The organism is Streptosporangium sp. G12 (assembly GCF_052983175.1).
On the sequence record NZ_JBRIQO010000037.1, the window covers coordinates 72508 to 83964 of the forward strand.

At 70.7% G+C, this 11457-nt stretch carries 9 protein-coding genes; 5 read left to right on the forward strand and 4 right to left on the reverse strand.

All coding sequences use genetic code 11. The features are described 5' to 3' along the window. Positions 1–77: 77 nt before the first annotated feature. A complete protein-coding gene (locus ACVCAG_RS40365; protein WP_440068241.1) occupies positions 78–1448 on the forward strand; it encodes a cystathionine beta-synthase in 1371 nt (456 codons plus the stop codon). Between the two features lie 110 nt (positions 1449–1558). On the opposite strand, the gene ACVCAG_RS40370 is transcribed toward ACVCAG_RS40365, so the two are convergent. Beyond that, a complete protein-coding gene (locus ACVCAG_RS40370) occupies positions 1559–2845 on the reverse strand; it encodes a histidine kinase (protein WP_440088234.1) in 1287 nt (428 codons plus the stop codon). A 327-nt stretch (positions 2846–3172) separates the two neighbouring features. Here ACVCAG_RS40370 and ACVCAG_RS40375 point away from each other — a divergent pair, with 327 nt between their 5' ends. Beyond that, positions 3173–4312, forward strand: coding sequence for a cystathionine gamma-synthase (locus ACVCAG_RS40375; RefSeq protein WP_440088233.1), 1140 nt, complete (start codon positions 3173–3175; stop codon positions 4310–4312). A 172-nt stretch (positions 4313–4484) separates the two neighbouring features. On the opposite strand, the gene ACVCAG_RS40380 is transcribed toward ACVCAG_RS40375, so the two are convergent. After that, on the reverse strand, positions 4485–4910 hold the full coding sequence (locus ACVCAG_RS40380) for a hypothetical protein (protein WP_350971812.1): 426 nt from the start codon (positions 4908–4910) through the stop codon (positions 4485–4487). Positions 4911–5347: 437 nt separating this feature from the next. Between ACVCAG_RS40380 and ACVCAG_RS40385 the strand changes: the two genes are divergently transcribed. Continuing rightward, positions 5348–5770 carry a DUF6292 family protein gene (locus tag ACVCAG_RS40385; RefSeq protein ID WP_440088232.1) on the forward strand — a complete coding sequence of 141 codons (423 nt, stop codon included), beginning with the start codon at positions 5348–5350 and terminating at the stop codon, positions 5768–5770. Between the two features lie 13 nt (positions 5771–5783). On the opposite strand, the gene ACVCAG_RS40390 is transcribed toward ACVCAG_RS40385, so the two are convergent. Together ACVCAG_RS40390 and ACVCAG_RS40395 are read right to left on the reverse strand one after the other, a co-directional pair. Then, positions 5784–7730, reverse strand: a complete 1947-nt coding sequence (locus ACVCAG_RS40390) for a vWA domain-containing protein (RefSeq protein ID WP_440088231.1) — start codon at positions 7728–7730, stop codon at positions 5784–5786. Between the two features lie 9 nt (positions 7731–7739). Beyond that, entirely contained in the window at positions 7740–9137 is a 1398-nt protein-coding gene (locus ACVCAG_RS40395; protein WP_362848497.1) for a sigma 54-interacting transcriptional regulator, read from the reverse strand. Positions 9138–9340: 203 nt separating this feature from the next. Between ACVCAG_RS40395 and ACVCAG_RS40400 the strand changes: the two genes are divergently transcribed. Next, a complete protein-coding gene (locus ACVCAG_RS40400) occupies positions 9341–9787 on the forward strand; it encodes a zinc ribbon domain-containing protein (RefSeq protein WP_440088230.1) in 447 nt (148 codons plus the stop codon). Positions 9788–10083: 296 nt separating this feature from the next. Continuing rightward, complete coding sequence (locus tag ACVCAG_RS40405; RefSeq protein WP_440088307.1) at positions 10084–11265, forward strand: FIST N-terminal domain-containing protein; 1182 nt, start codon at positions 10084–10086, stop codon at positions 11263–11265. Positions 11266–11457: the final 192 nt, after the last annotated feature.

Consider the following 11457-nt stretch of genomic DNA (forward strand, 5'->3'; position numbering starts at 1 on the left):
TCCCCGCCACCCCCATGGGATCACGGCGACCACAACAACAAGCCGACCAAGCTTTGGTATTTCGAGGTGATATCCCGGTGCGCGTACATGACTCGCTCGTCGAGCTGATGGGCAACACCCCTCTCGTCCGGCTGCACAAGGTGACGGAGGGCATCTCCGCCCAGGTGCTCGCGAAGGTGGAGTACTTCAACCCGGGGGGATCGGTGAAGGACCGCATCGCGGTCCGGATGATCGACGCCGCCGAGCGTTCGGGGGAGCTGCGCCCGGGGGGCACGATCGTGGAGCCCACCTCGGGTAACACCGGGATCGGCCTCGCCATCGTGGCCCAGCAGCGGGGATACCGTTGCCTGTTCGTGGTGCCGGACAAGGTGGCCCAGGACAAGATCTCGGTTCTGCGCGCCTACGGTGCCGAGGTCGTGGTCTGCCCGACGGCGGTCGCCCCCGATCACCCCGACTCCTACTACTCCGTCTCCGACCGGCTGGCCAGGGAGACGCCGAACGCCTGGAAGCCGGACCAGTACTCCAACCCGCACAACACCGAGAGCCACTACCACTCCACGGGCCCGGAGGTCTGGGAGCAGACCGAGGGCAGGATCACCCACTTCGTGGCGGGTGTCGGCACCGGCGGCACGATCAGCGGCACCGGCCGCTACCTCAAGGAGGTATCCGGCGGCCGGGTCAAGGTCATCGGAGCCGATCCGGAGGGCTCGGTCTACTCCGGGGGCACCGGGCGCCCGTACCTGGTGGAGGGGGTCGGCGAGGACATCTGGCCGGCCAACTACGACACCACGATCTGCGACGAGGTCATCGCGATCTCCGACAGGGACTCCTTCAACATGACCCGTCGCCTGGCCCGCGAGGAGGCGCTGCTGGTGGGCGGCTCCTGCGGCATGGCGACGGTCGCGGCGCTGCGCGTGGCCGAGCGGGCCGGGCCGGACGACGTGATCGTGGTGCTGCTGCCCGACGGCGGCCGGGGCTACCTGTCGAAGATCTTCAACGACGAGTGGATGGCCGACTACGGCTTCCTGACCACCTCCAGCGAGGAGGGCCTGGTCAAGGACGTGCTGACCCAGAAGCGCTCCGGCATGCCGGAGTTCGTGCACACCCACCCGCACGAGTCGGTCGACACGGCCATCTCGATCATGCGCGAGTACGGCGTGTCGCAGCTTCCGGTGATGAAGGAGGAGCCGCCGGTCATGGCCGCCGAGGTGGTCGGCTCGATCCTGGAGCGCGACCTGCTCGACGCCCTCTACCGGGGCCGGGTGCGGCCGACCGACCCGCTGGCCGCCCACATGTCGCAGCCGCTGCCGACGATCGGCGCGGGGGAGCCGGTCTCCATCGCCGTCGAGGCGCTGGAGAAGGCCGACGCCGCGGTCGTCCTCGACGACGGCAAGCCCGTCGGCCTGATCACCCGTCAGGACCTGCTGGCCTTCCTCGCCAACCGCTAGCCGCTAGCCGTGCTCCCGGCCGGGTCCCCGGCCCTCCGGGGGACGCGGGGGTCTCCCGGCTCCGCGCCGTCCGGGGATCCGAGGGTCTCCCGGGACGGAGGCCTCCGAGGTCAGAGGGGGAACTCCGCCATCACCTCCCAGGCCCCGGAGGGGGTGGGCCCGGCCATGAGGCGGCCGCCGAGCGCCTCGACGCGCTCGGCCATGCCCACCAGGCCGAAGCCGCCCCCGAGGCGGGAGATCCTGACGTCGGCCGTCGAGCCGTAGTTGCGCACCCGCAGCCGCACGGCGCCCCCGGTGGCCGAGGCGCCGCCCACGCCCGCGCCGGTCGAGGTGCTCGCGGAGGCGTAGGCGGCACGCCGGCTTCGCGGGTCCTGGCCGTTCCTCGTTCTCGCGCGCACGCTCTCGGCCCACGCGCGCAGGTCGGATCCGTCGGTGAGCTTCAGGTCCGCCTCGACCCAGCCGGTGCCCGGGGCGTGCCTGCGGACGTTGGTCAGCGACTCCTGGAGGACCCGGTGGAGGGTGGTCATCACCTCCTGGGCCACGGTGTCGTCGGTGATGCCCTGGCCGATGTCGAAGGTGACCTGGGGGCCCGCGGCGGAGAAGCGCTCGACCATCGTGCGCATGTCCATGAGGGTGCTGCCCGGTGAGCGGGCCGCCTGGTCCTCCGCGCGCAGCACGCTGACCAGGCGGCGCATCGAGGTCAGCGCGTCGGCCCCGGCGTTGGCGATCGCCTCCAGGGAGGGGACCACGGCCTCCGGCCTCTGCTCTGCGACGACCTTGGCGGCCTGCGCCTGCACCACGATCCCGGTGATGTGGTGGGCGACCAGGTCGTGCAGTTCCCTGGCCAGTTCCAGGCGCTCGGACCGCCGCACCGTGTTGACGGCCTCCCGGCGGCGCTCCAGCTGGAAGCGGAGGTAGGCGCCGATCCCGGCGGCGAAGGACCAGCAGACGAAGAGCAGGAAGCCGACGGCTATCGCCGGCTCCGGGCCTATGGAGTTCATGCGGGCGGTGGAGGCTTCGAGCACGACCATCGCCGCGAGGGAGAGCAGCGCGGCCCGCCGTACCGGCTCGATCGCGCGCAGCCCGCCGACGGTGAGGACCAGCAGCGACCCGATCTCGGCCGCGCCGGGACTGCCGTCGCCGTTGGTGATCCCGATGAGCAGGGAGGACAGGAACGACACCGTCAGCAGGGTGACGAGCCCGCCGACCCGTCGGCGGCGGCGTCGCACCACCGCCACGACGCCGACCAGGCCGCACACGGGGCTCAGCAGTATCGCCGGATTGAGGCCGTTCGTCGCCGCGACCACGTCGATCAGCAGGAGCAGGACAAGCCAGCCGATCAACGCTATCTCGCTGAGGCGTTTGACCCAGTAGACCAACCGGCTCGTTTCTCCCACGGTCCCCGAGCCTAGGCCTCGAGGAGGAGATGTCATATCGGCCGTTCGGTCGAACCGCCCCCGCCGGGACCGGCTCTTCAGCGGAGGCGGCGCCGGGAGCCCGTGACCGATCCTTGAGAGGTCGAAGGGGGAAAGAGATGACCGTCATCGGGATCGTGCTGCTGGTCGCGGGGCTCGTGGTCGGCGCGGCCCTGACGCTCGCCGACCCGCTCCTGCTCTCGCGGATCAGCGGGGAACGCGCCGAGTAGGCCGAGTAGGCGGCGGAGGGCCGTGGGGAGCGGCTCCCACGGCCCTGGGGCCCCCGCTGCTGCGAGTAGCGTTGACCCCATGAACCATGGATTCGAGACGCTGGCCATTCACGCAGGTCAGGAGCCCGACCCCTACACCGGGGCCGTGGTGCCCCCGATCTACGCGGTGTCCACCTACAAGCAGGACGGCGTGGGCGGGTTGCGCGCCGGATACGAGTACAGCCGGTCGGCCAACCCGACCAGGACCGCGCTGGAGGAGGCCATGGCCGCCGTCGAGGGCGGCAGCCGTGGCCTGGCCTTCGCCTCGGGTCTGGCGGCCGAGGACACGGTGCTCCGTACGATCTGCAGGCCGGGTGACCACGTGATCATCCCGAACGACGCCTACGGCGGCACCTACCGCCTGTTCGCGAAGGTCCACGAGCGCTGGGGGCTGCACTACGACCCGGTGCCGCTGGGCGACCTGGCGGCGGTGGCGGCCGCCGTGACCCAGAAGACCAAGATTATTTGGGTGGAGACGCCCACCAACCCGCTGCTCGGCATCGCGGACATCGCGGCCCTGGCCCAGCTCGCGGCCGAGTGCGGCGCGCTGCTGGTGGTGGACAACACCTTCGCCTCCCCGTACCTGCAGCAGCCGCTGGCGCTGGGTGCGGACGTCGTGGTGCACTCGACCACCAAGTACGTGGGCGGTCACTCCGACGTGGTCGGCGGCGCGCTCGTCGCGCGGGACGCCGGGCTGGGCGAGGAGCTCGCCTACCACCAGAACGCGATGGGCGCGGTGGCCGGGCCGTTCGACGCCTGGCTGACGCTGCGCGGCCTCAAGACGCTCGGCGTGAGGATGGACCGTCACTGCGACAACGCCGAGCGGGTGGTGGACCTGCTGCTCGCCCATCCGCGGGTGACCTCGGTGCTCTACCCGGGCCTGGCCGACCACCCCGGCCACGAGGTGGCGGCCAAGCAGATGAAGCGTTTCGGCGGCATGGTCTCCTTCCGCGTCGCCGGGGGTGAGGCCGAGGCGGTCGAGCTGTGCGACCGGACCAGGCTGTTCATCCTGGGCGAGTCGCTCGGCGGCGTGGAGTCGCTGATCGAGCACCCGGGCCGGATGACCCACGCCTCCGTGGCGGGCTCGCCGCTGGAGGTTCCCGGAGACCTGGTACGCCTGTCGGTCGGCATCGAGTCGATCGACGACCTGCTGGCCGACCTCACCCAGGCGCTGGGGTAGGGACGGGCACGGGAGGCGCAGGGGAGGCACGGGGAGTCGGGCGCGGGCTCCGGCCGGGTCGTCGCGACGGGCCTGGCACGGGCCGTGAGGGGGCCGGGCGGGGCCACGTGTCCGACGGGGCCGGGCGGGCCCGGGGACGGGCGCTGACCGAGCCGCGGGGCGGCCGGGCGGCTCAGACCGGGTCGCCCCAGACCATCAGCACCAGGATGACCATCCAGATCAGCACGATCACACCGGAGAGCGCGGCGATCCGGCCCACCTGCACCTTGGCATCGTCGTCCGGGTTCTCGCTGGCGAGGACCCGGATGGCGGTGCTCTGGTCCCGGTCCACCATGATCAGCAGTACCGCGGCGACGATGAAGAGCGTCATGGACACCGACAGGTACGGCTTTCCGAGAAATTCGCGGCCCAGCAGCAGCCCGAACAGGAAGACCCCGACGGACGCGAAACCGTAGAGACGCGTGGTCTTGTGCAGATAACGCAGGACGCCGACGTTCTTGGCACGGATGAATCTGGGGGTGGACATCGTGGCGGCGGTGATCGGCCCCAGAGCGAAGATCGCAAAACCGATGTGCAGCCAGAGCAGCAGGTCTGTCATGCGCCAGACATTAGTATCCGGTGATCTCGTCTGGGTACGGCTCGCGCGGGGTCACTCACCTTCGACGGTGTCGTTCCTGTCGCGCGTGGGCGGGACCATGCACAACTCGAAACAGACGCAGACGATGAGCATCAGCGCCACGAGAATTCCCGCGAGCATCGGGCTCACTTCCTCCCCTTTCGAGAACCGTGTTTTTCCATTACTGGGTAGACGGCGTTTGTTTCGAGGTGGTTGTTACGGAAGGGTCACGGTTGAGGGGACGATGTCCGGCGTACGAGATTTTCGATCTTCGCATTCCGCTCGGAGCACGTCCGCGGGGTTAGTAGGATCGTGGGCGAGCTCGTACCCGTGTGATGAGACCGGCGGCGGTGAAGTCGTGGTCGTGCCGGGCGGGCGTTCCATCGGACAGAGTAAGACGGCACAAGGGAGTGCCCGCCGTGGGTGTCAAACATGTTGAGCCGTACACCGAGGAGTGGCGGGAGCAGCCGTCCCGCTACGCCCGCCTCGTCGTCGAGGCGCTGGGCGACCAGGTCGAGAGCTGGTGGCAGGGGCCCTGCGACCCGCGCACCGTCACCATCCGCCTGATCGACGGCGACGCGCTGGTCTGGGACGAGGAGAGCGGCTGGCGCCGTGGCCGCTACGCGAGCGGCGACCCCGCGACCCCCACGGTCCTCACCGACGACCGCTATCTCGGCGGCGGCCTCCTGCTCTCCCCCGAGCGGGTCCCCTCCGCGATCGCCGACGCCCGCGCGGGCGTCGGCAACAGCACGGCGTGGCGGCCCTGCTACCGCTCCCACCGCCACCACCGCGACGGCTTCGATCTGGCGCTCGACGGCTACGTCGCCTACGTCAACGCCTGATCCCTCATAGAGCTCAGCGGGTGCGGCGGGACCGCAGGAAGTCGCTGACGACGTACTCTCCCAGGCGGTCGGCGCCGGGGGAGAAGACCCGGCCGCCGTTGCGGCGCCCGACCTCGTTCACGAAATCCTTCAGACGCTCGTCGTCGGCGAGCATGAAGACGTTGAGCGTCGCCCTGCGCCGGGTCATCTTGTCGACCTCGGCGAGGGTCAGCTCCAGCGTCTCCTGGGTGGGCGGCCACTCGAAGGCCGCCGAGCCGTTGCGCCGCAGGTGGGCGGTGGGCTCACCGTCGGTGACCACGAGCACGACCGGCTCGAAGTCGGGGTGGCGGTCCAGGTGGCGTCCGGCGATCAGCAGGGCGTGGTGCAGGTTCGTCCCCTGCACCATGTCCCACTCCAGCCCCGCCAGCTCGTCGGGCTGCAGCACCCGGGCGTAGTTGGAGAAGCCGATGATCTGCACCGAATCCTGGGGGAACTTCGAGGCCACCAGCGCCTGCAGCGCCATCGCCGTCTGCTTGGCGGCGGCCCAGGTGCCGCGCAGCGCCATCGAGTAGGACAGGTCGACCAGCAGGCACACCGCGGCCGCCGTGCGCCGCTCGGTCTCGGCCACCTCGAAGTCGTCGACCGACAGGGTCACCGTGCCGCCGCTCCCGCCGCGCCGGACGCCGTTGATCACCGTGCGGACCACGTCGATCGGCTGCTCGTCGCCGAACCGCCAGGGCCGCGTGGAGCCGGTGAGCTCACCGGCCGAGCCCGCGTCCACCTGGTCGTGGTCGCCGCGGCGCCCGCTCTCAAGGGAGGCGAAGACGCGACGCAGCGCGGTCTCTCCCAGCCGCCGTACGGCCTTGGGGGTGAGCTCCAGCTTGCCGCGCCGGCGCAGGAGGTAGCCCTGCTGCTCCAGCTCGCGCTCGATCTGCTTGAGCGCCTCCAGGTCGTCGACGGCCGACCGGCCCAGGGCACGCCGGATCGCGGCCTCGTCGATGTCGTCCATGCGGGCGCCGGGGTAGTCCTGGCGGAGCGCGGCCTCCAGCTGGGTCAGGTCGGCGAGCTCGTCCAGCGCGCCCACGGCGTCGGACATCCCCATCGGCTCGTCGCCGCTCAGCCGCTCCGGGGTGTTCCAGGCCAGGTCGGGGCGGCGGGCGTAGAGGGATTCGCCCAGGCGGCGCATCTGCTCGTCCAGCCCGGCCTGCTGGAGGGTCTGCTCGATCAGCTGGTCGAGCTCCTCACGCTGGGCCGGGGTCAGGGAGGCCAGCAGGCGCTGGGTGGCCGCGGCCCGCCGGGCCAGGGCGTCGACCAGCTCCTCCAGGTTCCGCGGCGACTCCGGGAACATGTCCCCATATTTCGACATGAACTGCTCGAAGTCGGCCTGAGTGTGCTCGCCCCGGGAATCCCGGTCGAGCATGTCGTTCAGATCGGACATCATCTCCCTGACCCGCTCCATGGCGGCCGGGTCGGGGTTGGCCAGAGACTGCCGCATGCCGCGGAACTGGCTGTCGAGCACCTCCCTGCGCAGCAGGTCGCGCAGCTCCTCGAAGGTCCGCTGGGCGGCGGCCGAACGCCACCGGTAGGTGCCCAGCTCCCGGATGGCGCTCGCCGTGTCGTCGGGGAGGGCGGCCAGCTCCGCCTCGCGCAGCCGGGCCTCGTCCGAGGGATCGGGGAACAGCTCGGCCCGTTCCTGGCCGATCGCCTTGTCCAGCAGCGCCCTGGCCCGCTCCAGCGTGCCGTCGAGACGGCCGCGCTCGCGCAGCTCGCGGCGCCGCCGCCGCACCTCGCGGAGAAGATCCTCAAGGCCGCGACGGTCCTGCGCGCCCGGCAGGCCCTCCTTGAGCAGGTCGCGCAGGGCGTGCGCGGGATTGGAACCGGACAGGATTGCGTCGCCCATCCGGTCCAGCGCCGAACGGACGTCGTACGGCGGGGCGAGCGGGTCGGGCCCGTCCCGGTACTCGCCATAGCGATAGCTCATGCAGACACCTCAGGTGCGGTAAACCGTCGTGCCGTCCACCTCGTCCTTGGACAGCCGGCGCAGGAGGTAAAGACCCTCCATGGCGAATTCCAGCGCGGCGGCGGCGTGCCCGGGGGACTCGTCGCCGATGCCGAGCTGGGACATGATCCTTGCCAGACCCGGAACCGGGCCGATCCTGCGCAGCAGCTCGGCCGCGGGAACCGTCACCCCCGACTCCACCTGGATGCCCTCGGAGAACTTCTCCAGCAGCGGGTTCAGGTCCGTGCCGCCGAGCGTGCCGCGGAACGTCTCGGCCACCGCCCTGCGCAGCAGGTGCGAGAGCACCTCGGTCTCCCGGCCCTCCTCGCTGACCTCGAACTCCACCTTGCCGCGCAGCGTGTGCACGATCCCCGGCAGGTCGGCGACCCTGGCCACCGCGTGGTCCTCGCCGGTCAGCGCGGCACGCCGTACGGCGGAGGCCGCCGCGGTCTCGGCGGCGGCGATGGAGAAGCGGGCCGAGACCCCCGAGCGGGCGTCCACCGCGGTGGACTCGCGGACCAGCCGGGTGAACCGGGCGATCACCTCGATCAGGTGGTCGGGCAGGTCGGCACCCACCTGGCCGAGCGCGGCCTCCTGGCGGATCAGGACCAGCTCGGTCTCGATCGACAGCGGGTAGTGGGTGCGGATCTCGGCGCCGAAGCGGTCCTTCAGCGGGGTGATGATCCGGCCGCGGTTGGTGTAGTCCTCGGGGTTGGCGCTCGCGATCAGCAGGATGTCCAGGGGCAGGCGCAGGTTGTAGCCCCTGACCTGGATGTCGCGCTCCTCCAGCACGTTGAGCAGCGACACCTGGATGCGCTCGGCCAGGTCGGGCAGCTCGTTGACGGAGAACACCCCGCGGTTGCTCCTGGGGACCAGGCCGTAGTGGACGGTCTCCGGGTCGCCGAGCGTGCGCCCTTCGGCGATCTTGATCGGGTCGATGTCGCCGATCAGGTCGCCGACGGAGGTGTCGGGGGTGGCGAGCTTCTCGCCGTACCGCTCGTCCCGGTGCTTCCAGGAGATCGGCAGCTCCTCGCCCGCCTCGCCGGCCAGGCGGCGGCAGCGGACGCACGAGGGTTCGTAGGGATGGTCGTTGATCTCACAACCCTCGACGACGGGGGTCCATTCGTCGAGGAGCCCGGTCACGGTGCGGATCAACCGGGTCTTGCCCTGACCCCGCTCACCGAGCAGGACCAGGTCGTGCCCGGCGAGCAGCGCTCGCTCCAGGTATGGCAGGACGGTGTCGTCGAAGCCCACGATGCCGGGGAACCGCGGCTCTCCTGCCCGCAGGCGGGTCAGGAGATTCTCACGGATCTCGGCCTTTACCGTACGGTGAATATGGCCGCTCGCGCGCAGCTCGCGCAGAGTTCGTGGCTCTGGGATGTGAGGCACGGGATCGAGCCTACGTCCACAACGCCCGATCCGGCACTCTCATCCCTCTTTCAGATCTTGACCGAATCCAAAGGGCGCAAGCCCAGCCTTCAGGCCGAGGTCAGCCCGAGCGGGAGTGCCCTTCAAGGTGCGAGCATGCCCCGGCCTTCCCGTTCACCCGCCGATACAGGGCGGTAGTCCTGGGAGACCTCAAAACGAAGAGCATGACGGCCAGGGCGAAAGGCACCATCGAACAGCCCGGCTCGCGGGTCGCGCAGAAGTCCGGCCTCAACAAGGCGATCTTGGACAGGGGCTGGTACGGGCTCGAACTCGCGCTGAGCAACGCAGCCCGGTACACGGGCAGCAAAGTGATTAAAGTTCCGGCGGCGTACACGTCTCAGACGTGCTCGGTGTGCAGGGCGGTGGATGCGGCATCGCGTGAGAGCCAAGCGCGATTCGCCTGCACCTCCTGCGGCCAGGTCGAGCATGCCGACGTGAAAGCCGCCAAGAACATCAAGGCCGCCGGGCAGGCGGTCTCAGGACGTGGAGACCTCGCCGTCGGGCGGTCTGTGAAGCGTCAACCACCCCGAACCGCCACGCGGCAGCATGCCGCGCCGGCGGCAAGGGAAATCCCGGCCCTTCAGAGCCGGGAGGAAGTCAATATTGCGTGAGGGGCAACGTGAGTGCTTGTGTCGCCAGTGGGGAGAATCGCTCCAAGACAAGGCATCGCACGGCTCCCCGGCAGGGGGGCCGGGACGACCTTGGAAGGGGCCGTCACGTGGGATCTCCGGAGTTCACGGTGTCCCGGCACCGAGGGACTTCACGGCTTCACGACAGGCTCCGCGACAGGATTCACGGCAAGATCCAAGGCTCAGGGCTTCAGGGCGAGCTTCCGGTGATACCCGGACACTCCCCGGTGAGCCACCGGACAAGGGATCAAGAAGGAGAGGCGAGACGAGTGGCGCTGATGACGAGCCGTTTCGCCGACGGCCTCGCGGTGGGGTCCGATCTGGTCTCCGCGGCCGAGACCGCGGTGCGCCAAGCCCTGTCCGGCCTGTCCGGACCGGCCGACCTGCTCTGCTTCTTCATCTGCGGGGACGATCCCGACGACGTCTCCCGCGCCGGGCTGCGCGCGATGAGCATGGCACCCGGCGCCGCCGTCCTCGGGTGCAGCGCCACCGGGGTCATCGGCGACGGGCAGGGGGTCGAGGTCACCCCCGCGGTGAGCGCCTGGGCCGCCTCCCTGGGCGGGGCCCGGCTGACGACCTTCGCGCTCGACACGCTGAGGACCGACGACCGGTTCGTCGTGGTCGGCCTGCCCGACCGTGCCCCCGACGACCACGCCGCCATCCTGCTCGCCGACCCCTACAGCTTCCCCACCGACGGCTTCGTCGAGCGTTCCGAGGAGGTCATGGGCAACCTCCCCCTGATCGGCGGCCTGGCCAACGCCATCCAGGGCCGCGGGGCGGTCCGGCTGTTCGTCAACGGGGAGATCCACACCGAGGGAGCCGTCGGAGTGCTGCTCAGCGGCGCCCTCAACGTCAGCACCGTCGTCAGCCAGGGCTGCCGCCCGATCGGCCCGACGATGGCCGTCACCTCCGCCGAGGACAACCTCCTGCTCGAGCTGGCCGGACAGCCCGCCCTGGCGCGGCTTGAGGAGATCGTCAGTGCCCTGGACGAGGACGACCGCGACCTGGTCGCCTCGGGGCTGCAGATCGGCATCGCCATGGACGAGTACGCCGAGAAGCACGAGCACGGCGACTTCCTGATCCGCGGCGTGCTCGGCATCGACCCCGAGCGGGAGGCCGTGGCCATCGGCGACGTCGTGGAGATCGGCCGTACCGTCCGCTTCCAGGTCCGCGACGCCGCCACCGCCGACGAGGACCTGTACGAGCTGCTGGACGCGCACCGCGAGGAGTTCGGCCGGGTGGACGGCGCCCTGCTGTTCTCCTGCAACGGCCGGGGCTCGGCCATGTTCGGCAGCGCCGACCACGACGCCGTCGCCGTCCGCGACACCCTGGGCCCCATCGGGGTGGCCGGGTTCTTCGCCGCCGGAGAGGTGGGCCCCGTGGGCGGCCACAACCACGTCCACGGCTTCACCGCCTCCGTCCTGGTCTTCTCCTCCCACCAGCCGGCCGGCCGCTCGTGACCTCCGCGGGAACCGGGGGACGTCACGAGCGGCTGGGCGGCGAAGGCCGTTACGGCGTTACCGGCGTGCCGCCGAAGGTCACGGCGAGGCGGCCGTCGGCGGCGAAGGACCAGCCCAGGGTGCCGGTGTAGGAGGAGCAGCGGGAGCCGTTGGAGCCGGACCAGAACTGGTTGGTGCCGTCGGCGTTGCCGA